This is a genomic window from Pseudomonas sp. 2995-1 (assembly GCF_002742505.1).
Classification (GTDB): Bacteria; Pseudomonadota; Gammaproteobacteria; order Pseudomonadales; family Pseudomonadaceae; genus Aquipseudomonas; species Aquipseudomonas sivasensis.
Genome location: NZ_LJSA01000196.1, coordinates 248,034 through 267,029, shown reverse-complemented (window position 1 = coordinate 267,029; position 18,996 = coordinate 248,034). Strand labels below are relative to the sequence as shown.

At 54.2% G+C, this 18,996-nt stretch carries 26 protein-coding genes, 1 tRNA gene and 1 pseudogene; 11 read left to right on the top strand and 17 right to left on the bottom strand.

Annotated elements, in window-relative coordinates; genetic code table 11:
• Together AOA61_RS02465 and AOA61_RS02460 are read right to left on the bottom strand one after the other, a co-directional pair.
• A partial coding sequence (locus tag AOA61_RS02465) for a hypothetical protein (RefSeq protein WP_099601076.1) occupies nucleotides 1–647 on the bottom strand: 647 nt, incomplete at its 3' end.
• A 23-nt stretch (nucleotides 648–670) separates the two neighbouring features.
• Nucleotides 671–1,015: a phage holin family protein gene (locus AOA61_RS02460; protein WP_099601069.1), complete on the bottom strand. Its 345-nt coding sequence runs from the start codon at nucleotides 1,013–1,015 to the stop codon at nucleotides 671–673.
• Nucleotides 1,016–1,390: 375 nt separating this feature from the next.
• Here AOA61_RS02460 and AOA61_RS02455 point away from each other — a divergent pair, with 375 nt between their 5' ends.
• Entirely contained in the window at nucleotides 1,391–2,215 is an 825-nt protein-coding gene (locus tag AOA61_RS02455) for a hypothetical protein (protein ID WP_099601068.1), read from the top strand.
• A gap of 123 nt (nucleotides 2,216–2,338) precedes the next feature.
• Here AOA61_RS02455 and AOA61_RS02450 read toward each other — a convergent pair whose 3' ends face one another.
• The 6 genes from AOA61_RS02450 to AOA61_RS02420 all read right to left on the bottom strand — a co-directional run bounded on the left by AOA61_RS02450 (nucleotide 2,339) and on the right by AOA61_RS02420 (nucleotide 6,846).
• Nucleotides 2,339–2,728, bottom strand: a complete 390-nt coding sequence (locus AOA61_RS02450; RefSeq protein ID WP_178075172.1) for an antiterminator Q family protein — start codon at nucleotides 2,726–2,728, stop codon at nucleotides 2,339–2,341.
• A gap of 295 nt (nucleotides 2,729–3,023) precedes the next feature.
• Nucleotides 3,024–4,352 carry a site-specific integrase gene (locus AOA61_RS02440; RefSeq protein ID WP_099601065.1) on the bottom strand — a complete coding sequence of 443 codons (1,329 nt, stop codon included), beginning with the start codon at nucleotides 4,350–4,352 and terminating at the stop codon, nucleotides 3,024–3,026.
• Nucleotides 4,349–4,558: a hypothetical protein gene (locus AOA61_RS02435; RefSeq protein ID WP_099601063.1), complete on the bottom strand. Its 210-nt coding sequence runs from the start codon at nucleotides 4,556–4,558 to the stop codon at nucleotides 4,349–4,351. The genes AOA61_RS02440 and AOA61_RS02435 overlap by 4 nt, the downstream gene beginning before the upstream one ends.
• Complete coding sequence (gene dnaB / locus AOA61_RS02430) at nucleotides 4,558–5,925, bottom strand: replicative DNA helicase (RefSeq protein WP_099601061.1); 1,368 nt, start codon at nucleotides 5,923–5,925, stop codon at nucleotides 4,558–4,560. Before dnaB ends, AOA61_RS02435 begins: the two co-directional genes overlap by 1 nt.
• Nucleotides 5,918–6,625, bottom strand: a complete 708-nt coding sequence (locus AOA61_RS02425; protein ID WP_099601060.1) for a helix-turn-helix domain-containing protein — start codon at nucleotides 6,623–6,625, stop codon at nucleotides 5,918–5,920. The genes dnaB and AOA61_RS02425 overlap by 8 nt, the downstream gene beginning before the upstream one ends.
• Nucleotides 6,622–6,846, bottom strand: a complete 225-nt coding sequence (locus AOA61_RS02420; protein ID WP_099601059.1) for a hypothetical protein — start codon at nucleotides 6,844–6,846, stop codon at nucleotides 6,622–6,624. Before AOA61_RS02420 ends, AOA61_RS02425 begins: the two co-directional genes overlap by 4 nt.
• 136 nt (nucleotides 6,847–6,982) lie before the next feature.
• Here AOA61_RS02420 and AOA61_RS02415 point away from each other — a divergent pair, with 136 nt between their 5' ends.
• Complete coding sequence (locus AOA61_RS02415; RefSeq protein WP_099601058.1) at nucleotides 6,983–7,228, top strand: hypothetical protein; 246 nt, start codon at nucleotides 6,983–6,985, stop codon at nucleotides 7,226–7,228.
• A gap of 146 nt (nucleotides 7,229–7,374) precedes the next feature.
• Here the strand turns inward: AOA61_RS02415 and AOA61_RS02410 are convergent, their stop codons facing one another.
• On the bottom strand, nucleotides 7,375–7,614 hold the full coding sequence (locus AOA61_RS02410; protein WP_099601056.1) for a hypothetical protein: 240 nt from the start codon (nucleotides 7,612–7,614) through the stop codon (nucleotides 7,375–7,377).
• 83 nt (nucleotides 7,615–7,697) lie between these two features.
• Here AOA61_RS02410 and AOA61_RS02405 point away from each other — a divergent pair, with 83 nt between their 5' ends.
• From AOA61_RS02405 to AOA61_RS02390, 4 genes are all read left to right on the top strand, one after another.
• Nucleotides 7,698–8,432 carry a S24 family peptidase gene (locus AOA61_RS02405; protein ID WP_099601055.1) on the top strand — a complete coding sequence of 245 codons (735 nt, stop codon included), beginning with the start codon at nucleotides 7,698–7,700 and terminating at the stop codon, nucleotides 8,430–8,432.
• A gap of 27 nt (nucleotides 8,433–8,459) precedes the next feature.
• The gene (locus AOA61_RS02400) at nucleotides 8,460–9,197 is read left to right on the top strand and encodes an abortive infection system antitoxin AbiGi family protein (protein ID WP_099601054.1); all 738 of its coding nucleotides are present in this window, start codon (nucleotides 8,460–8,462) and stop codon (nucleotides 9,195–9,197) included.
• A gap of 395 nt (nucleotides 9,198–9,592) precedes the next feature.
• Nucleotides 9,593–9,973 (top strand): LuxR C-terminal-related transcriptional regulator, encoded by a 381-nt coding sequence (locus AOA61_RS02395; protein WP_099601052.1) that lies wholly within the window; start codon nucleotides 9,593–9,595, stop codon nucleotides 9,971–9,973.
• Between the two features lie 22 nt (nucleotides 9,974–9,995).
• On the top strand, nucleotides 9,996–10,280 hold the full coding sequence (locus tag AOA61_RS02390) for a hypothetical protein (protein ID WP_099601051.1): 285 nt from the start codon (nucleotides 9,996–9,998) through the stop codon (nucleotides 10,278–10,280).
• Between the two features lie 336 nt (nucleotides 10,281–10,616).
• Here the strand turns inward: AOA61_RS02390 and AOA61_RS30810 are convergent, their stop codons facing one another.
• Nucleotides 10,617–11,219: a hypothetical protein gene (locus tag AOA61_RS30810; protein ID WP_143521164.1), complete on the bottom strand. Its 603-nt coding sequence runs from the start codon at nucleotides 11,217–11,219 to the stop codon at nucleotides 10,617–10,619.
• Nucleotides 11,220–11,420: 201 nt separating this feature from the next.
• Between AOA61_RS30810 and AOA61_RS32525 the strand changes: the two are divergent.
• Nucleotides 11,421–11,531 (top strand): annotated as a pseudogene (locus AOA61_RS32525) (Nin-like protein); the annotation flags it as partial.
• Between the two features lie 6 nt (nucleotides 11,532–11,537).
• Here the strand turns inward: AOA61_RS32525 and AOA61_RS31470 are convergent.
• The gene (locus AOA61_RS31470) at nucleotides 11,538–12,230 is read right to left on the bottom strand and encodes a hypothetical protein (RefSeq protein WP_178075171.1); all 693 of its coding nucleotides are present in this window, start codon (nucleotides 12,228–12,230) and stop codon (nucleotides 11,538–11,540) included.
• Between the two features lie 47 nt (nucleotides 12,231–12,277).
• On the opposite strand from AOA61_RS31470, the gene AOA61_RS02380 reads away from it, so the two are divergent.
• The gene (locus tag AOA61_RS02380; protein WP_099601050.1) at nucleotides 12,278–13,240 is read left to right on the top strand and encodes a DNA cytosine methyltransferase; all 963 of its coding nucleotides are present in this window, start codon (nucleotides 12,278–12,280) and stop codon (nucleotides 13,238–13,240) included.
• Here AOA61_RS02380 and AOA61_RS02375 read toward each other — a convergent pair.
• A complete protein-coding gene (locus AOA61_RS02375) occupies nucleotides 13,200–14,048 on the bottom strand; it encodes an HNH endonuclease (protein ID WP_256583321.1) in 849 nt (282 codons plus the stop codon). The genes AOA61_RS02380 and AOA61_RS02375 overlap by 41 nt on opposite strands.
• An 87-nt stretch (nucleotides 14,049–14,135) precedes the next feature.
• On the opposite strand from AOA61_RS02375, the gene AOA61_RS02370 reads away from it, so the two are divergent.
• Entirely contained in the window at nucleotides 14,136–14,372 is a 237-nt protein-coding gene (locus tag AOA61_RS02370; RefSeq protein ID WP_099601049.1) for a DUF4224 domain-containing protein, read from the top strand.
• 4 nt (nucleotides 14,373–14,376) lie between these two features.
• Nucleotides 14,377–15,441, top strand: coding sequence for a tyrosine-type recombinase/integrase (locus tag AOA61_RS02365; RefSeq protein ID WP_099601048.1), 1,065 nt, complete (start codon nucleotides 14,377–14,379; stop codon nucleotides 15,439–15,441).
• A gap of 127 nt (nucleotides 15,442–15,568) precedes the next feature.
• On the opposite strand, the gene AOA61_RS02360 is transcribed toward AOA61_RS02365, so the two are convergent.
• Nucleotides 15,569–15,659: transfer RNA gene (locus AOA61_RS02360), tRNA-Ser, on the bottom strand.
• A 152-nt stretch (nucleotides 15,660–15,811) separates the two neighbouring features.
• Between AOA61_RS02360 and AOA61_RS02355 the strand changes: the two genes are divergently transcribed.
• Nucleotides 15,812–16,483, top strand: a complete 672-nt coding sequence (locus tag AOA61_RS02355) for a Bax inhibitor-1/YccA family protein (RefSeq protein WP_003174664.1) — start codon at nucleotides 15,812–15,814, stop codon at nucleotides 16,481–16,483.
• A 76-nt stretch (nucleotides 16,484–16,559) separates the two neighbouring features.
• On the opposite strand, the gene murB is transcribed toward AOA61_RS02355, so the two are convergent.
• From murB to AOA61_RS02335, 4 genes are read right to left on the bottom strand one after another with little or no spacing between them, the layout of a single operon-like run.
• Complete coding sequence (gene murB / locus AOA61_RS02350) at nucleotides 16,560–17,579, bottom strand: UDP-N-acetylmuramate dehydrogenase (protein ID WP_099601046.1); 1,020 nt, start codon at nucleotides 17,577–17,579, stop codon at nucleotides 16,560–16,562.
• A complete protein-coding gene (locus tag AOA61_RS02345; RefSeq protein WP_032889640.1) occupies nucleotides 17,576–18,040 on the bottom strand; it encodes a low molecular weight protein-tyrosine-phosphatase in 465 nt (154 codons plus the stop codon). Before AOA61_RS02345 ends, murB begins: the two co-directional genes overlap by 4 nt.
• Nucleotides 18,040–18,804 (bottom strand): 3-deoxy-manno-octulosonate cytidylyltransferase, encoded by a 765-nt coding sequence (gene kdsB / locus AOA61_RS02340; protein WP_099601045.1) that lies wholly within the window; start codon nucleotides 18,802–18,804, stop codon nucleotides 18,040–18,042. The genes AOA61_RS02345 and kdsB overlap by 1 nt, the downstream gene beginning before the upstream one ends.
• Nucleotides 18,801–18,986, bottom strand: a complete 186-nt coding sequence (locus AOA61_RS02335) for a Trm112 family protein (RefSeq protein WP_099601044.1) — start codon at nucleotides 18,984–18,986, stop codon at nucleotides 18,801–18,803. Before AOA61_RS02335 ends, kdsB begins: the two co-directional genes overlap by 4 nt.
• Nucleotides 18,987–18,996 lie beyond the last annotated feature (10 nt).

Sequence of the window (18,996 nt, the reverse complement as noted above, 5' to 3'; positions counted from 1 at the left end):
GGGAAAATGGTTCGATACTTGGGCGCTGAATCGCTGAAGATGAACACTGGCCGCACTGCATCACCCATGCCCATCGACTTGCGCTCCCACACACCCTGCGTGCCATCGACATCACCTGAGAAGAAGCGATGGGCGTTGCCCTTGCGCCGACTTCGGGCACTGCCACTGGCGTTTGCCTGATAGCCCCGCGTCGACTCAGCAGCACCCAGGCCCGACAGGATCTTCAGCATCGTGCCGCGTGACACGTTGCCGTACTGATTCATAAAAGCCGTGGTGGGCACGGCAAATTGGCCACTGCGCATGATGCCGCGCGCTATCAGCGATTTCTCGAAACGCTTGTGAGGCCGCAGCCCACCGCTCACCGCCTGCTGTAGGTAAGTGTCGGCAGGAATGCCCGACGCCCATGAGTCTTTGAAGTAGACCTCAGCGGCACGCGCCTTGGTGGCCATCCTCACGAACAGGCTATTCAGCGTGGTCGGGGTGGGCCGGTCCAGGCGTTTCTGCATCACCGTGATTGTGCCCTTCTTGACCCGTTGGGCCAGTAAGGTCGCGGTGCGAGCCATCACAAATGGGAGGTGCTTTTTCTCTAGCTCCCGCATTCCTGCAGAAACAGGGAACGTATCCAGCGACATGTTGACCTTGAACATCGTCCCTCCCATGCTCTTTCGATCTACTGGCCGTTAGTGGTGCTTCCTGAAGCCGGGTCGCTAACGCCCGCCTTTCGTGCCAAGAATTGCGTGTACAGGCCACCTGCAACGTCTGCGCCTATCACGGCGATTACGATGCCCAGACCGGCGGCGAGATAGAGGTTGTTCCAAAGCGCCATTGCGAGCAGCAACGTGGCCATACCCAGCAGGCCAGACGCGAGGAAACGTAGCGCTACTCGCTGAAGGATTTGGCGAAGGCCCAGGTCGCTGCCTGATGCCCTGAGCATCTCCCCGGACAAACCGGCCATGCTCAACAAAACCAACAGCCAAAGGGGCACATCGGCAAGAGCTTGATGCTCCGTATTCATCTGTAGTCCTCAAATAGGTTCTGGTCCCATGTCACTGTCATCCGCTTGAAGCAAAGAGCTAGGCATCGGGCCGAAAACGAAAAGCCCTGCTCGATGGCAGGGCTTGCAAACAAGAACAAAAAACCCGACTCGATGGCCGGGTTTTCGAAAGCGTTGTAGTGCGCTCACAGCAACACACGTTGCAATAAAACCAAAATTATCCCGTGCGGAAAAGCCTTTTTTCATTAGCAGATGAAGTCTTGAAATGGTGTCCCACCCGGCTCACGCATAATAGCCCCTCGGCAGGACATCAAGTCGACACGGCGACACCATATAGCTATCATACTTAACCGAACAATTTTTCAATTATTACTAAAACCACAAAGATCAAAAACAATGAATACCACTAATAACACAACTCCTAAGGCACAAGACTCCAACAATAACAAGGGACTACTTTCCGACTGCCAGAACCTAATAGATAAACACCCAGCATTGAATTTAATATTCACCTTAATTACCGGTGCACTGGCAGGCCTTGGTGCCACTTACCAATTCATCGACTGGAAAGTCAACGAAGTCGCAGAGCAGCGATTAGCTCCATATGAGCAACTACTCTCCGGATTAAGCCTTAATCAAGGCGAAGAATTTTCCGAGGCGGCGCGAGAGTTTCAAAAGCTTGTAGCTGGTAAAAAAATCGACACGCTGCCAGACACTTCAAAAACTCTTGCTTTTGATGCAATGCTACTAGCAATTGCAAACTCGGATGACATTTCTGAATTCCAAGGCACAATTAAAAAACTCAAGGATAAAATGATAGAAAGTGGTGAAGAAACACCTTGGCGATTACACCACCTCGCGTGGGCATTGATGCGAAGTGGCGACTTGAATGAGGCGAAGAAATACTTCAAAAAATCGGTAGCTGCATATAAATCTAAAAGAGAGTATGTAGCTAGCGTAGACCCATCACGCGGTCTAATATTCATTGCCCTTTTCGAGAACGATGTAGATGAAGCCTTTGCACTGGGGCAAGAGTTAAAGGAAATGAGACCGAGCCAGTACAGAAGCAACTTCGATTTGATAGCGGAGTTCAAAGAAATGCAAAAAAGCCGTTCCTTTGATAGCTTTAACGCACTCTACGAAAAAACACTTCCTGCAACAACAGATAAATATATTGCAAGACTCCTTGAAACAGCGCCCCAAGAACAAAAAGAACAATAATACAGAATCAATATCTATTACTGCATTACACAAGTCTAACTTTACAACTGCCGACTTAAACGTCGGCAGTTAAATTACCTAAATTTAGCTCTAAGATCATCAAAAGCAAAATCGTGATAGCTTTTAGGCAGCATCTCGTTTTGGTGATAAGGCGCAGTCAATCCAAGCCGTCCCTGCTCTAGTGAGCTCTCTAGTTTTGCCTTCACTGATTCCGTAATGCCTTCCGACACGTAGCATAGGCCACTTGGCCCCATAATACAGCCAGATGATGTCTCCCATTTGCTGGTCCCGACGCGCAAGCATGGCCACCGCTTTATCTACAGCAATCGCCCACTCGTCAGTGATGCAATAGTTCTTACTTGCCGAAACCTGAGGTATCGCTTGACGCATTAAAGCGAATGTTGGAGACGTACAGCTAGGTACTCCTGCCCCATCCAAACACCACCATCCCCACTGCTCGAGCAAATATTCAGTATCCCCCAATGGTCGGCTTGCCGGCTTTCTAATCATCATGCTCTCAATCCCCTGTGTAATTTGTTCCGCCTGCTCCCAGGCGGTTTGGCTGTCCGTATTGACTCTGTGGCCCTGTCGATACTGGAGAAGTCTTTAACGCCAAAAACTCATGCTGTGCCTGCCGCAATTTGATACTCAATGGGTGACCAACTCGTTGGCAGAAAGCACCAACTTGGTTACCGAAACAACCCAAACTGAGCCGTTGCAATCGGTGCAGATCAGCTCATAAAAAAGCCCACTCACTACCGCCTTTCCCTTACAGACACAGCAAGGTTACAGATCGAATCACTGTCGCTTAAATCCAGCCCTCTCCCCTTTCTGCATGTTTTAAAACCTCGCCCTTAACAAATTGTGGTTCTGGCTCGCAGGCCCCGCCGTTCAAGGCGTCTACGAGGTTTTGCGAATCTTCATATCTAACGCCTGTCTGCGCGTGAATCGCGTTAAAGCCACGCGCATCTAACCAGTCGTGCCACTTCACCAACGCCAGGCGGCGCTGCTCTTTGGCCTGGGTGTTGATGTAGGTGGAAGCGATCTTGCCCAGGGAGTGGTTCAGCAACATCTCGCCGATGTGGCCGTCGACGCCGAGGTCAGTCCAGGCGGTGCGGGCGACCTTGCGCAGATCGTGACTGGTCCAGGTGCCCAGCCCCAACCGAGTGAACACGGCACTGGCTTGGTTATCACTCAGCGGCTTGCCACGGCGCGAAGGGAACAGAAAAGCCCCTGTGTAGCCCTGGGCGGTCTGGCGATCACGGTAACGGCGCAGCAGTGCGCACACCTGATCAGTCAGCGGCACGCGCAGCTCGGTCTTGCTCTTGGTGTGTTCCGCCGGCAGGAACCACTCACGCTCAGGCAATGCAACGTCAGCCCACCGCGCCTGGCGGGTTTCACCGATCCGGGTGCCGTGGCACAGCATCATTAAGGCCAGCATGGCGTCACCTGGCGCGCTGTCGAAGCGCTCAGCCAGCAGCGTCACCAACTCGGGCACCTGCACATCGCGCAGCCGGGCAGGCTTGGGCTGAATGCGCGCCGACGTGAAGTTGCTGAACTTCAGCTCGGCCATCGGGTTGACGGGGATCAGGTCCAGCTTGCGAGCCTGACGAAAGGCCATCGCAAGCAGACGAAACAGCTGCTGAACATACGACAGCGACAGCTCAGCCTGCACCGGCCACATCAGCAACCGGTCGAGCGCCTGGGCGTTGACATCGCGAAGCAGCAAATCATACAGCCGCGGCTTGAGCTGGCAGCTGATCGCAGACTTGATGGCCGCGCGGCGCTTGTCAGACAGTGCCCGCGACTTGGCCATGCGGTCGCCGAACCAGTCGAGCAGCTCGCCGACGGTCAGCCAGCCCGACACGCTGGCCGCTCCATCAGCCGCCACGCGCAGGCGCACCGCCGGCAACGCTGCGATCACCTGCTTGGTGTTCAGGTCAGGAAAGGCGCCAATACGGTGCCACTGGCGCTTGTTGAGCAAGTACCACGAACCGCGCGCACGGTTCTTGGCGAAACGAAAGTGCAGCGCCGGGTGGCCGGCATCACGCAGATCACGCACATGCTCGAGCTTGGCGTTGCGCACAATCTCGGCATCCGACAGTTTTACTGTCAGGGTTTTGATTTGGGTATTCAAACGTTGCCCTCCTTTCGGGCAAGTAGGTCAACGACCTCAAAAGTCGATGGCCACAACCAATCGCCGTAGCGCTTGGCCATGGCCTCATCAGCGAACAAAGCCACGGCATGGTCAGGCAGGACGTCCATGTCCAACTTGAAGCCGCAGCAATGCACCGCATAGCGGTAATTGGCCGGGACCGGAACGGCCAGGCGAATCGGTACCATCAGTTTTTTTCCTTTCTGTAACGACCGGCCAGACTGCTGACCTTTTCGGGTTTGGTCGGCTCAACCCAGCCCGCTGCGAGCTGTTCGAATCGGCTGTACTGACCGTGGAAAGCGGCGCGCACGGTGCCGCCGGCAATATCACGGCCCTTGCCGATAATGATTTCAGCAATGCCTTTGGCTTCGGAGTGTTCGTGATAGACCTCGTCGCGGTACACGAACAGGATGATGTCCGCGTCCTGCTCGATGGCGCCGGATTCGCGCAGGTCAGAACAAAGCGGGCGTTTGTTCGGACGCTCTTCGCATTTGCGGGAGAGCTGGCTGAGCAGAATCACCGGGACGCCCAGCTCGCGAGCCATAAGCTTCGCGGTGCGCGTCATGTGGCTGACTTCCTGCTCACGGCTGGACGTGCGTGAGTCGGACTCCACCAGTTGCAGGTAGTCGATGACAATGAGGTCCAAGCCATACCGACGCTTATGGCGGCGAGCCGCCGAGCGCAGTCGATTCATTGACATCGACGCGCGATCCGACAGGAACAGATTCGACTTCTTGAGCTTGCCGGCGGCACTCATCAGCTCGGCGCCGTGGGTGTTCGGGGCTTTGCCATTTTTGATCAGCTGTAACGGCACCCGCCCTTCGGAAGCCATGAAGCGATCCATCAGGCCCGTGTTATCCATTTCAAGGCTGAACGCCATCACGCTTTTGCCATCACGGATAGCCGCGTGAGACGCGATGTTCATGGCGAGCGTGGTTTTGCCCATGGCCGGACGGCCAGCAATCACGATCAGTTGGCCAGGCTTGAGCCCTTGCAGCTTCTCGTCCAAATCAGGAATGCCCGTGGACAGGCCGTCAATTTCGTCACCACGATCAGCCCGGGCCTGCAGCACCTCGATGTAGTCGTTGAGAAAGTCTTCAGCCTTGACCACTTCGGATGTCGCCGATTGGCTGTCGATAGCGTGGGACTCAGCCTGTACCGCTGCAACCTTGTCAGCCGCTGGCTGGTCACCGTAGGCAATGTCGTTGATCCGCACGCTCAGTTCGATGATCGACCTATCCAGGCTGCGCTCACGAACTGTTCCGGCGTAGGAAGCGGCGTTTGCAACGCTTGGCGTATTGCGGGCAATTTCTGCCGAGTAGGCAAACGAACTTGCTCCCCCGGGCAGGTCACCAACATAAACACCGACGGTCACGATATCGACCGGGTGGCCGTTACCGTGTAAGGCCAAAATCCCGCGATACAGCTCGGCGTTGTCCTCGTAGTAAAAGTCCTCGGGCACCAGGTCAGCGGCCAGTATGTCGATCAGCTCAGGGCGCAGGAACATCGCCCCCAGCACACCGTGTTCAGCTTCCAGGCTGTAGGGATCACGCATTGTAATTTCCCTCCACGACCTTCACGAAGTTGCTCGGGGCAATCAGCCAATCGAAGTTGCAGCGGAAAGGATTGCCGCCAGAGGCCGAAACCCTCCCCATCAGGAACTCGCTGGAGCGCACCAGGGCGAAGTACTCAGCCCAGAAACTGAGGTCTTGGTGAACATCGCTCTCGTTCCAACGAGCGGTGATCTTGCTGACCCGATCCTTGGTCAACAACATGACTCGAGGAAACTCAGGGATCGTTGCGTTGAACAATTCGACGATTGCCTGGGTTGGGCATTTCGGCTTTGAAATTTTCGTTGGTTGCTCGACGCCAACATGAGGTGACGGTTCACTTGATGGTTCTATTACGGTTCTGGGTGCGGCTGCTGCGGGGGTTTGTGTCGTGAGCTGCGGGGGTGGTGGTGCATCTGCTGCGGGGTGCGCCGCTTGCGGGGGTGCATAAGATGCGGGGGTTAGGGTGTAAATCGTTGAACGCCCCATCCGTTCCCGCACAGACAAAATACCTACTTGGCCCAGCCACTTGATGGCAGCCTGAACCGTCCGTTCAGCGAGGCAAGTACGCTCAGAGATGCGAGCGACCGAAGGCCAGCAGACACCCTCGTCGTTTGCATTGTCAGCCAACGAGATTAGGACTGCTTTTTGCGGGCCACTCATGCCTTGCAACGGCCAGCACAGGCTCATGATGATGGTACTCATGCGGGAACATCCTGGGCAGGTGCCAGGGAAGCCTTCAAGTAATCGAGGCATTTCCGGCGGAATTTAAACTTGGATGCATGCGAGTACTGGCCGCCGATCATGAGGGCGGCACTCATCGCAGCGAATTGATTTGAATCGAGGTGTCGCGACACCATTTCTAAATGCTCAGATGGTGTCGTGACATCTCCGAAGCGGTTGACTACGGGGGCGTTATTGATCATTATTCATCTCGTTATGAAGCTGTACTGAACCGCCCTGCCAGGCGGTTTTTTTATGCCCGCGATTCAGGCGTTATGGGTGTCCGGCGCTTCCGTGATAACTTTTTGATTCCACTCGAAAAGTCCAAGGAGACCGGACATGTCAAACGATTCACATATCAATCCAATTGCTGGCTGGGAATTCAAAAGCGTCGAGCAAATGCAGTTGCTTCTGCTAGAAATCAGCTACGTTTCAACTCCCTTTCAGAGTCCCGATGAAGCGCAAAAAACTCCGACCCTTGCGCTGACCGCTCAACAAGCACGAGAGCTGAGCGAGGCACTGAGAAGATGCGCAGAACGTCTTGAAGCCGCACCGATGAAATCTCCCGCAGGTCCGAAGCACTAACAGTAAATGGAGCGCTCTGAATGGGTGCTCCAACCTCCCCCGCCTTGCCCATCTCCACCCCTCCCCATGCACTGTATGAATTAACAGCTAATCCAAATCACTATTTACCCACTCGTATTAAGCAGAAAATCACATCTCACAAGGCGCTAAGCAGCCGACTTGTTTGGGTGTGCCTCTGAAAGCAGCCAAGCCGTGTCGAACGGCTTCCCTCTTGCGGTGGCCAACTCACAGATCTTCTTGGCGTACTTCGTCTCGCCGGTGTACTCAGTGCGCGGCATGGCATCGGCAGCTAGCCACTTGTAAATTGCGCGCGGAGTCTTTCCGCAGGCCTGAGCCACCGCGGGAACGCCACCAGCGTCGTCGATCGTTTTCTTGAGCGGCCGCATGTGGCCTCCGATTCAAATATGAACTTACGGTACATCTTAAGTCGGAACTGAAAGTACATGCAAGCTCATGAGAATATGAACCCATGGTTCAAATAGACGAAATTCGGCTCGCTTTCATCGCTCGCCTCAAGAAAGCCCTAGCGGAAGCTGGGATACCTGAGTGGGGAGCGGGTGTTCGCCTCGCGAAAATAGCGAAGGTCACACCAAAGGCTTGCAGCAAGTGGCTCAATGGCGAGTCAATGCCGGGCGGAGCAAAGATGCTCGCACTCGCCAACGCTCTGTCAGTCCGCGTGGAGTGGCTTGAGTATGGCCGTGGCGAGATGCGCGAGGCGTCAGTATCTCGCTCTGATGAGCGCGTCCCGCCAAGAAGCTTCGACCTCGCCGTAGACAAGAACTACACCGGCGTGCTTCAGCTAACAGCTCGTGGATCGACAGGAGACGGCGAAGACAATTCGCACGTCGAGATCCGGGGAGTTATGGCTTTCAAATCGGAATGGCTGAGAACAAACAATCTCAACCAACGGCACCTCGATGTAATCTATGCCAACGGCCACAGCATGGAACCGACCATCAATGATGGTGATGTGCTGCTGATTGATGAGTCCAAGATCGAACCGAAGGACGGACAGATCTTCGCCATGCAGAGCGAATCGAAAGGCACGATAGTAAAGCGCCTGGTAAAGTCCGACTTCGACGGCTGGATCATCCGTAGCGACAACCCGGACAAAGCACGCTATGGCGATGAAACGCTGCGCGACGGGGAGATACACGAGGTTCGCATCATTGGACGAGTAGTATGGCGCGGCGGGATGCTGTAGCACTTTATAAAAAAGGATTACCCGAGCATGCTACCTAGATCAAATACCTTATTTCACTTTACGAAAAACTTAGACGTTTTGAAGTCAGTTTTATTGAACGGATTTTGGCCAAGGTACTGCCTTGAAGATATCGCATGGCAAACTCTTGATAAAGAATTTGTCTCATACCCTATGGTCTGCTTTTGTGACATCCCCATGAGCAGGATCACTGAGCACGTTAAGTTTTACGGCTCCTTTGGGTTGGGCCTAACAAAAGAGTGGGGAATTAAAAACAACTTAAATCCGGTTATCTACTTCTCCGGAAGCAATCCACTGCGTCAGTCGATCAGGCATCTGACAAACCTTGCTTCAAGTATAGAAGATGAGAAGAAAAAGAAAGCCGGCCTGAAAGAAATTCGCAATATATTAGCTTACTCAAAACCGGTCGCAGGAAGAATGATGCTTCGTGGCGATCACGTTAATAAAGACTTTTACCAAGAATCAGAATGGCGATTCGTACCGCAGCATAAAAATATCAGCGATTTTTTGCATGAGTCTACCCATAATAATGAAACCAGATTAGCGGAGGCTAACAAAAAAACCCAAGAGAACTGTATGTTGAAATTTTCACCGAATGATGTTCGGTATATTTTTGTTCCTACCGATGCAGACATACCTGGCGTGATGAATTTTCTACAGGCAGAACTGGTTGATGTTCCGAACGCCCAGTTAAAGGTCTTGATGTCTAGAGTTACGTCACTGGAGAGCGTTACCCTCGACGTGTAGGGTGAGGGTATCTTTGTTACGTATTCCCTTCTTCAAAAACCGCCCACCGAGCGGTTTTTTTTCAGCCACAGACAATTTATGTACTTTTGGTACTTGACAAAAATGAACCATAGGTACATATTTATACCGTCGCCGGATAACAACCGGCCAGATGGAAGGCAGCGATGGACCGGCCTCAACGGTTCAGAGGGTTGGCAACTGACCCGGGCGTGCAGCGTAAAGCGCCAAGACGAGTTATCCAGCGGGAGAACAAGCCGAAAGGCCCGCGGCTGGACAAACAACTTGATGGAGCCGGTGACCAACGCCAGTAGCGGGAAGACGGCAAGCGACACCAGAAGATTTCACTTCTGCACCTGGTGACGGGTGCAGTGGGAAAACAACCGGGAGTCACAGCGATGAACGAAATCATCAACGGCGCATGGAAGGGTCACCTCGGTAGAGGCCTTGCGCCCAAAGAGCTTCAGTACCTACTGGCCGCCGCCCAGGGCATGACGGCCAAAGAGATTGCCCGCCAGTTCGACGTGGCAGCCTGCACCGTCGCCAAGCGCCTTTCCTGCGCGATGTTCAAGCTTGGCGTGACCCGCCAGACCGCGATGATCGCGGAGGCCATGCGCCGCCAGATCATCTCGCCGATGTGCTTCGTCCTGGTAGCCCTGATCGCCATGCACGCAATGATCGCCGACGAGTCAATGCGTCGTGACCGCCGGGTGCCAGAACGCCGCGCAGCGCAGGTGAGGATGGACCGCCGCGCCGAACAGCCGGTGCTGCTCGCCTAACTCAAACACCGAGGGAAAAGATATGCCCCCGTCAATTCAAGAGTGTGCTGAAGGGCTCGCAGCCCTCCGTGTACGTGCAACCATTGCCACTAGCGCGATGTACGCCATGATCGGTAAAGAGCAGCCCGTGCAAGAGGTTCGCTTCCAGGTAGTCAATAAGGGCCGCGGCGCCTATCACGTAGTCGAGCGCTCCACCGGAAAAGTCATGGGCATGTGCTTCACCTGGAAGGCAGCGATCAACCGCGCCCAGGTTCTGGAGGCTCGCGCCGATGGCAAGAAGATCAACATCGAAGGGTGGTCACCATAATCAGCCTTACCCGATGAAGCACGTCAGCAACCAGATACGACAACGCCGGCGGCAGGCATAGCTTGATTTGCCAGCACATGAAATCGAAGAGGTAGGCCATCACGGAGAGTCTAAGGGAGCCGAAGGCGAGAACCATCAAAAAGCGCAAGAAAGAAGTCGCGCGGCGCATCGAGAGTTCACTTTTGAAGTGGCCAGAAGTTCTAGCCAGACTTATAGCGAATCATCGGTGCCGATGGCGTGAACCCCGAGCAGGACATTTACCAGACGCTGATATGGAACTAGATCGCCACCGACTCCAAAACAGCTGCGCGGGTACACAACAGCCATTGAATATATTTATTCTTGAACAGTAGTTGATGGCTGCCTCAATACAACTTTAAACAACCATCCACCACCTACAACAACGACTGTCGCTACCGCCGACAGTATGAGAAAAAAAACCGACCACAAACGCTCGTATTCAAGTTTTACTGCAACACTATTATCACTTACCAATTTAGCCAGCGCATCATAATCTTTTCTAAGCATCGGAACAGATAGCGCACGCTCAGGTGTCGTAGAAATTGAACTTTCCAACAGAATCAAACGGGTGTCGATAGCAGTCACTTTAGATTCAAGCGCTTTAATCAATGCACCTTGCTGGTCAGAAACCACTGGAGTACCGAGCGAAGACATTAACGCTTTCAAAGCCAGAATTTCTTTTTGTAAGTCCATAATTTTTTGAGAGGGCACCGCTGGCTCGACCACACTTTCCATACTAACCCGAGCAAATGTAGCTGCTTTCTCCCTAATTTCAAGAAAACCTTGAAATGACGCAAAAGAGGTGACCACACCTACCACAATAACTACAGCCATAGATGAAAGCTTTAAATACCACGAAGCCTTTTGATAGCTGTTTTGGCCTATGCCTTTACTCCTTAAGTATTCTTCCGCGTTCAAAATCGATCCTTCCTATGTGTCAAAAAGCCATCAGGCGAACTTCACCTTATCACATGCTCGCTTTTCGGTCACGGCGGGCGGCGCCTGACAGGAGTATCGACCATAAAAATTAAGATCAAGGAGCTATACCGCTGCGGTCAGTGCCGCGAATTTGATGATGATGAAGACGGAGCCAGAGAGTGCTGCATGCAGCGCTGTAACGCTCGCTTCCGCAGCGACCGACCCAGCTATCAGCAGATGCTCGACTACTCCGACACACAGTTCGATATGTTCGCCGACCACGACGAGGCCATTGGCTGTTTCTGCGGTGACTGCCCCTTAAAGTATCTGCTTTTGCGTACCAGGGTATGCCGCATCCAACTTTGCATATACGGCCAGCATACTCTCTTTAAGACACTCTCTAACTCCCGCAACGCTAGAGAAATTTGCAATAGCTATATCAAGTGCAACTTTAGACAAAAGATCAACTGATTCCCTCGCCCGATCCCTATGATCAATCATCCCTTGCAGCCTATTAAAATTACCCTCACTCATATTATCGCCAACTTCCTCACGAAATCTAAAGGACATATCATACTGCCGATCAAAATCGCGCTCATGCATATTGATTCTGATCTCAACCAAGCGAACAGCAGACTCTTGAGCTGCTGAAATCTGGAGAGTCAAAGCGTCCCGATCAGACCTTGCAACTTGCTCCTGCTGACTATCAAAAGCCTCCAACTGCAATAAGTTCATACGGTCAAATTCTTCGCGCTGGGCGTTTAGAAGCTCGCGCTGTAAATATACGGTTTTTAAAACTGCCAACAATGTCAGAAAAGAAATTAGCGGACCAAACACACCGCCAATATATGTTCCAAAAGCAGACCAATCGGAAGAATTTGCGGACAGCGCCCCCCCAAACTTAAAGCGATACAGATAAATAGTTAAAGCTAGAGCTGATACCGCCGCAGCGACTATCAGAAACCAAAAGCTAAATATGCCTCTTCTAATCTGCGAAACTAAAATATCCACATAAACCCCTCCTTTAAGTATCACAATTATAGCGGCGAGGAGCCATCATGCCTATAACTTACGGAAGCGTTTGCAGCGGCATCGAAGCCGCTACCCAGGCCTGGCACCCGCTGGGCATGCGCGCCGCCTGGTTCGCTGAGATTGAGCCGTTTCCCTCGGCGGTCTTGGACCACCACTACCCCGACGTGCCAAACCACGGCGACATGACTAGGCTGGCCCACCTCGTGCTGGCCGGAAAGATCCCGGCGCCGGACGTGTTGGTCGGCGGCACCCCGTGCCAGGCCTTCTCGGTCGCAGGTATGCGCGAAGGCCTCACCGACCCGCGCGGCGCCCTCACCATCAAATACGTGGAGCTTGCAGATGCAGTTGACTATGTTCGCGCCGGCCAGCGAAAGCCCGCCAGCGTTATCGTCTGGGAGAACGTCCCCGGCGTCCTCAGCGACAAAGGGAACGCCTTCGGATGCTTTCTTAGCGCGCTTGCTGGGGAAGACTGCGAGCTGCAGCCTCCAGGGAAGAAATGGCAGGACGCTGGTTGTGTGTATGGACCCAAAAGGACAATCGCGTGGAGGGTCCTGGACGCCCAATATTTCGGCCTGGCCCAACGACGCCGTCGTGTGTTCGTTGTCGCAAGTGCTCGAGACGGGTTCGATCCCACTGAGGTACTTTTTGAGCGCGAAGGCACTCGCCGGGATCGCCCGCCGGGACGGTCGGCGAAGTTTGCACTTCACCCTACTCTCACGGCAAAGGGAGGACGCTCTCTCGATGATCGAGAGGCATATGTGTTGGAGCCCGAAGGCATCCGCCGAACCAGTGTGATCGAATGGGAGCGCTGCCAAGGCTTTCCCGATAACTACACGCAAATACCTTGGCGCGGTAAGCCTGCAAGTGAATGTCCTGACGGGGCCCGCTACAAGGCAATCGGCAACAGCAAGTCCATCGCGGTGGCTCACTGGATAGGCGGAAGAATCGTCAAGTTTGTTGAGCTAAGCGGCTCACGATCACCTCTTTAATTACTGAGTAGTCCTCGATGCCCGATCGCATATGAGCGTGCACGGCAGAATGACAATTCGAACACAGTAATGCTAAATCTTCTAAAACCACATCTACCTTCGCGGCCTTAGTAGAAACTGGAACTTTGTGATGAGCCTCGATATATTCAAATCCGTATCTAACCTTAAAATCATCACTGCAAATTTCACAGATGCATGAGCCGGACGATTTTAGCAGCTTAACTATTTGAGAGTTCCTCTCGGACAACAGATGCGTAACATAATTTTTCCCACCCTCCATAAAGCCCTGCCCGAACTTACTCGCAACCACATGGGTTTCGACTTGGCGGCCAAGAACAACATATTCGTCAGAGCACTCAACCAAGCTAAACAACCCTTCAAAAACCCAGTCTTGCTTTTGCTCGCTATAAAGGAGCACTGGGTAACCGAACTCAGGCTGATTTAGCAACGAAAGATTCGCCTTTTCCTTAAGTGATACAACCCCTTTTCTAGCTTTAAAGGAATAGCGGTAAAAATTCCTTTCGGCATCCACCCAACCATCGTGACTATAACTTCCCGGGTACACTTTAACCAAGACGCCTGCAAGAGCAGGAAGTGAACCAATCCAGTTAATACCCTGTTGTGGAGTATTATTTATCACGAAGTTTTCGCCACCCCAATATTTAGATCCTTCTACTTTTGAATACTGGATTAATTCATATAGCTCTTTTTTTGAAACTACTGATCCAACTGGAGCATTTAGCAGATCATGAACGCTTATATTTGCCATCGTTGTCCCTAACAAAATTCCCGTGTACTCACCTTTCATTATGACACTGCGCATTTGAAGCGCGAAGTCCTCAATTTTAACATTCCCTCTACTCCACCGTCGGGGATGGCCCGGCAAGGACTCCCCATGGAAATTCAAAACGAAACGCTTGCGGAGGAAGAGCTGGCGGCGATCACCGGCTACTTGATCCCGTCGGGCCAAATTGCATGGCTCAACCGGAACGGGTGGAAGTACGTGCTGACGCGCGCACGCCGGCCAGTTGTAGGCCGGGTCTACGCCCGTATGAAACTAGCTGGCGTGAAACCATCAGCAGAAAACGTTGCGGCCGAGGCCTGGTCGCTGGATTTGTCACGAGTAGGATAAAAAGATGCGAGCGAAAAAGGCGGCAAACAGGGACCTGCCGCCGCGGATGATCCGGCGTGTACGTACGCTCAAAGGCGGTAAAAAGTGGGTTGGGTACTACTACGACGGAAGGAATGAAGACGGGAAGCGGGTTGAGATTCCGCTCGGGGGTGATTTGGATATCGCCAAGGCTGAATGGGCAAAGCTCGACTGCAAGCCGGTGCCGAAGAAGAATGCTCTCTTGGGCCAAGTGTTTGAACGCTACGAGCGAGAGATCGTCCCAGGCAAGGCGCCGAAGACCCAGAGCGATAATCTGCTGAGCCTGAAGCAGCTGCGCAAAGCCTTCTGCGATGCGCCCATCGACGTGGTCACGCCGCAGATCATTGCCCAATACCGAGACGGCCGAACCGCCAAGGTGCGAGCCAACCGCGAGATCTCTCTGCTCTCCCACATTTACAACATCGCACGGGAATGGGGGTTAACCGAGAACAACCCTGCCGCTGGCGTGCGCAAGAACAAAGAAGCACCGCGAGACTTTTATGCGACCGAGGAAATCTGGAGCGCAGTGTACGGCATTGCCGCCTCAGAACTACGCGACGCGATGGACCTCGCCTACCTCACCGGGCAGCGTCCTGCCGATGTACTGTCGATGCGTGAGGCGGATGCAGTCAATGAGTTCCTGCATGTCGCCCAAGGGAAGACCGCAAAAAAACTTCGCATCCGTCTGACTGCTGCCGACGCGCTCAATGACCTGGGCATTCTGGTCGCGAGACTGATCGAGCAGAGACGCTTGCGTGGGGTTAGAAACCCCTACCTGATAGTCACCGATGACGGCAGGCAGGTTACAAAGCACATGCTACGTCTCCGCTTTGACGATGCTCGCGACAAGGCAATCAGCATCGCAACAGAGAACGGCGATGGAGTGTTAGCAGTCAGCATTCGCAAGTTCCAGTTCCGCGACATACGCCCTAAAGCTGCAAGCGAAATCCTCGACCTGGGAGATGCGAGCCGCCTCTTGGGCCATACTGACAAGCGGATAACCGAGACCGTTTATCGACGCGTCGGGGAGATCGTAAAACCGACTCGCTGACAACAATTTGCAACGAGTTGCGGAAACCGCCTGAAATCATGCGGAAACGATAAGGCGATCAGACGATTGCTGTACCAATCCCCAGAAACACAAAAGCCCCGCTAGTGCGGGGCTTTCGTTTGAATCTTGGCGGGAAACCAGGGATTCGAACCCTGGAGACGCTATTAACGTCCGCCGGTTTTCAAGACCGGTGCATTCAACCACTCTGCCAATTTCCCTTGTGCGTCACAGGATTATAGTAGGTCATCCTGTCTCAGCGGGCGCCATAATACCCGAATGAAACACACTGTCAAACTCTCGCCATCGCTTGTTACAGAGCGTCTGTTATGATCTTTGCGACTGAACGTTTCAAAACCGAAGGAGTGTCGCCATGCGCGAACAGAATTACGCAGTGAATGGTAACGCGCAGGCTGAGCAGCTTGAAGTCAGCCGCGTGTTGCGCAACACCTATGGCCTGCTCGCCCTTACCCTCGCATTCAGCGGCGTGATGGCGTTTGTAGCGCAGCAGATGCGCGTCGGCTATCCGAATATCTTTGTCGTGCTGATTGGCTTCTATGGTCTGTTTTTCCTGACCAACAAGCTGCGTGACTCGGCCTGGGGCCTGGTGTCGGCGTTTGCCTTGACCGGTTTCATGGGCTTCATCCTCGGCCCTATCCTCAACCGTTACCTCGGCATGGCTGGCGGAGCGGAAGTGGTCAGCTCGGCGTTTGCCATGACGGCCCTGGTGTTTGGCGGTCTGTCGGCCTACGTGCTGATCACCCGCAAGGACATGAGCTTCTTGGGCGGCTTTATCACCGCAGGCTTCTTCGTGTTGCTGGCAGCGGTGGTTGCAGGCATGTTCTTCCAGATCAGTGGCCTGCAACTGGCGATCAGCGCGGGGTTTGTGCTGTTCTCCTCGGTGTGCATCCTGTTCCAGACCAGCGCCATCATCCACGGCGGTGAGCGCAACTACATCATGGCCACTGTTAGCCTGTATGTGTCGATCTACAACCTGTTTATCAGCCTGTTGCAGATCTTCGGCATCATGAGCCGCGATGACTGATTGTTAGCCGAATAAAAAATGCCCCGTATCGAAAGATACGGGGCATTTTTATTTTTTACTTATCAGCAGCAAGGCATCAGTACTGGTTAGGTTCCATTTCCAGTTCGACCTTGAAACGCTCAACGATATCCTTTTGGATACGCTGGGCCAGGTGCGCAATATCATGCCCTGTGGCGTTGCCATAGTTGACAAGCACCAGCGCCTGCAGCTTGTGCACGCCCGCGTCACCCTCACGAAAGCCCTTCCAGCCGGCCTTGTCGATCAGCCAACCGGCGGCAAGCTTCATGTGCCTATCCCCCTGGGGGTAGGCCACCATGTCCGGATACTGCGCTCGAAGTTCTTCAGCCAATGCCCTGGTCACCAGCGGATTCTTGAAGAAGCTGCCTGCATTGCCCAGTACTGCCGGATCTGGCAATTTTTCGCTGCGAATGCTGCAAATCGCGCGACTGACATCGCTTGGCGTCGCGTCAGTGATGCCCTGCCCTGCCAGGCGCTGTTGTACCGGACCATAGTCGAGTTTGAGGTGGCTGACGCGGCTCAGGGCAAAGCGTACCCGCAGGATCAACCAGCGTCCGGTTTCGTGCTTGAACAGGCTGTCACGGTAGGCAAAGTTGCATTCTTGCAGGCTGAAGTCCCGTAGCTCACCGGTGTGACGATCCAGTGCGGTCAGGCCGGCAAATACATCCTTGATCTCCACACCGTAGGCGCCAATGTTCTGCATGGGGGCAGCCCCAACGGTCCCTGGGATAAGACTGAGATTCTCCAGACCGCAAAAACCCTCCGCCAATGTCCAAAGTACAAATGGGTGCCACGCCTCGCCCGCTTCGGCTTCAACCACCACATGCACGCCGTCATCGTGCAGCACGCGAATGCCCTGGGTGGCCATACGTAGCACCAACGCAGGTATGTCCTGGGTCAGCAGCAGATTGCTGCCACCGCCGATCACCAATAAGGGCAACGCTTGCGCCGAAGCGTAAGCCAATGCCTCTCGCACATCGGCGTCGCTGCGGGCCTCGGCATAAAGCCGGGCGCGCACGTCGATGCCAAAACTGTTGAATGGCTTGAGCGAAACCTGCGCATGCACTTGCAAGGTCATAACCGCCCCTTCAATTCGATCACCAATAAATCACAGGCCCGCTCGATCAGGTCCAGCACCCGCTCGAAGCCTTGCTCGCCCTCGTAATACGGGTCTGGCACGTCGTCCACTTCCGAGTGGTAGCGGCGCAGAAACAAATCCAGTTCGGCCTTACCCTGCCCTGACTGTAGCGCCTTGAGGTTGCGCAGGTTGCTGCTATCCATCGCCAGGATCAGGTCATAACGCGCAAAGTCAGCACGGGAGACCTGCTGGGCACGCTGGCCCGACAAATCGTAACCGCGGACCAACGCTGCACGCTGGCTGCGCTGGTCCGGCGGGTTACCGACATGCCAGTCGCCGGTGCCAGCAGAAGCTACCTCGACCTGCCCGGCCAGCCCGGCTTCGCGCAATTTATGGCGCAGGACGCCTTCAGCGGTGGGCGAGCGACAGATATTGCCCAGGCAGACAAACAGAACCTCCATCAGGCCCCCAGCAGGCGACGGACGCGCTCAAGGTCTTCCGGGGTATCGACACCGGCAGGCGGCGCTTCCAACGCATCGCCTACGTGAATACGCACGCCGTGCCACAGGGCCCGCAGTTGTTCCAGGGATTCGGTATTTTCCAACCAGCACGGTCCCCAACTGACGAAGTCATGCAGGAAACCGGCGCGGTAGGCATAGATGCCGATATGCCGGCGGTACGGTACGCCCTCCGGCAACACGTCTCGGTTCTTGGCAAAGGCGTCACGCGCCCAGGGCAAGGTGGAACGGCTGAAGGTCAACGCCAGGCCATTCACATCACTGACCACCTTCACCACGTTCGGGTTGAACAGGGTTTCAATATCGTGAATCGGCTCGGCAAGAGTGGCCATGCGCGCGTCACCATGGGCAGCCAGGTTGGCGGCCACCTGGTCGATCACGCTCGGCGGAATCAACGGTTCGTCGCCTTGTACATTGACCACAATGGCGTCAGGCGCCAGACCAAGCTGCGTGGCCACTTCGGCCAGGCGGTCGGTGCCGGAGTTATGGTCTTCGCGGGTTAATACTGCTTCGGCGCCAAAGCCTTTGCACGCGTCAATAATGCGTGGATCGTCAGTCGCTACAACCACCCGATCAGCGCTGCTTTTACAGGCCTGTTCCCACACCAGCTGGATCATCGGCTTGCTGCCGATCAATTGCAGCGGCTTGCCTGGCAGGCGGGTCGATGCGTAACGCGAGGGAATGACAACGGTAAAGGCGGTGGTCATTTATCCAGGCGCTCATCGGTGGTCAGGGTGCGGGCTTCGCTTTCCAGCATCACCGGGATGCCATCACGTATCGGATATGCCAGGCTCGCGCCTTTACTGATCAGCTCGGTTTTGTCGGCGCTGAGCTTGAGCGGGCCTTTGCAGATCGGGCAAGCAAGGATATCGAGCAGTTTGGTGTCCATGAATGTTTCC

Coding starts and splice junctions, on each gene's coding strand:
- AOA61_RS02375 (WP_256583321.1), bottom strand. CDS start 14,048: ATGAAAGGTGAGTACACGGGAATTTTGTTAGGGACAACGATGGCAAAT.
- dnaB (WP_099601061.1), bottom strand. CDS start 5,925: ATGCGTGATCCCTACAGCCTGGAAGCTGAACACGGTGTGCTGGGGGCG.
- AOA61_RS02395 (WP_099601052.1), top strand. CDS start 9,593: ATGAACGAAATCATCAACGGCGCATGGAAGGGTCACCTCGGTAGAGGC.
- AOA61_RS02405 (WP_099601055.1), top strand. CDS start 7,698: ATGGTTCAAATAGACGAAATTCGGCTCGCTTTCATCGCTCGCCTCAAG.
- AOA61_RS02400 (WP_099601054.1), top strand. CDS start 8,460: ATGCTACCTAGATCAAATACCTTATTTCACTTTACGAAAAACTTAGAC.
- AOA61_RS02355 (WP_003174664.1), top strand. CDS start 15,812: ATGCGCGAACAGAATTACGCAGTGAATGGTAACGCGCAGGCTGAGCAG.
- AOA61_RS02365 (WP_099601048.1), top strand. CDS start 14,377: ATGCGAGCGAAAAAGGCGGCAAACAGGGACCTGCCGCCGCGGATGATC.
- AOA61_RS02410 (WP_099601056.1), bottom strand. CDS start 7,614: ATGCGGCCGCTCAAGAAAACGATCGACGACGCTGGTGGCGTTCCCGCG.
- murB (WP_099601046.1), bottom strand. CDS start 17,579: ATGACCTTGCAAGTGCATGCGCAGGTTTCGCTCAAGCCATTCAACAGT.
- AOA61_RS02390 (WP_099601051.1), top strand. CDS start 9,996: ATGCCCCCGTCAATTCAAGAGTGTGCTGAAGGGCTCGCAGCCCTCCGT.
- AOA61_RS02370 (WP_099601049.1), top strand. CDS start 14,136: ATGGAAATTCAAAACGAAACGCTTGCGGAGGAAGAGCTGGCGGCGATC.
- AOA61_RS02455 (WP_099601068.1), top strand. CDS start 1,391: ATGAATACCACTAATAACACAACTCCTAAGGCACAAGACTCCAACAAT.
- AOA61_RS02420 (WP_099601059.1), bottom strand. CDS start 6,846: ATGATCAATAACGCCCCCGTAGTCAACCGCTTCGGAGATGTCACGACA.
- AOA61_RS02380 (WP_099601050.1), top strand. CDS start 12,278: ATGCCTATAACTTACGGAAGCGTTTGCAGCGGCATCGAAGCCGCTACC.
- AOA61_RS02435 (WP_099601063.1), bottom strand. CDS start 4,558: ATGGTACCGATTCGCCTGGCCGTTCCGGTCCCGGCCAATTACCGCTAT.
- kdsB (WP_099601045.1), bottom strand. CDS start 18,804: ATGACCACCGCCTTTACCGTTGTCATTCCCTCGCGTTACGCATCGACC.
- AOA61_RS02425 (WP_099601060.1), bottom strand. CDS start 6,625: ATGAGTACCATCATCATGAGCCTGTGCTGGCCGTTGCAAGGCATGAGT.
- AOA61_RS02415 (WP_099601058.1), top strand. CDS start 6,983: ATGTCAAACGATTCACATATCAATCCAATTGCTGGCTGGGAATTCAAA.
- AOA61_RS02335 (WP_099601044.1), bottom strand. CDS start 18,986: ATGGACACCAAACTGCTCGATATCCTTGCTTGCCCGATCTGCAAAGGC.
- AOA61_RS02450 (WP_178075172.1), bottom strand. CDS start 2,728: ATGATGATTAGAAAGCCGGCAAGCCGACCATTGGGGGATACTGAATAT.
- AOA61_RS02460 (WP_099601069.1), bottom strand. CDS start 1,015: ATGAATACGGAGCATCAAGCTCTTGCCGATGTGCCCCTTTGGCTGTTG.
- AOA61_RS02345 (WP_032889640.1), bottom strand. CDS start 18,040: ATGGAGGTTCTGTTTGTCTGCCTGGGCAATATCTGTCGCTCGCCCACC.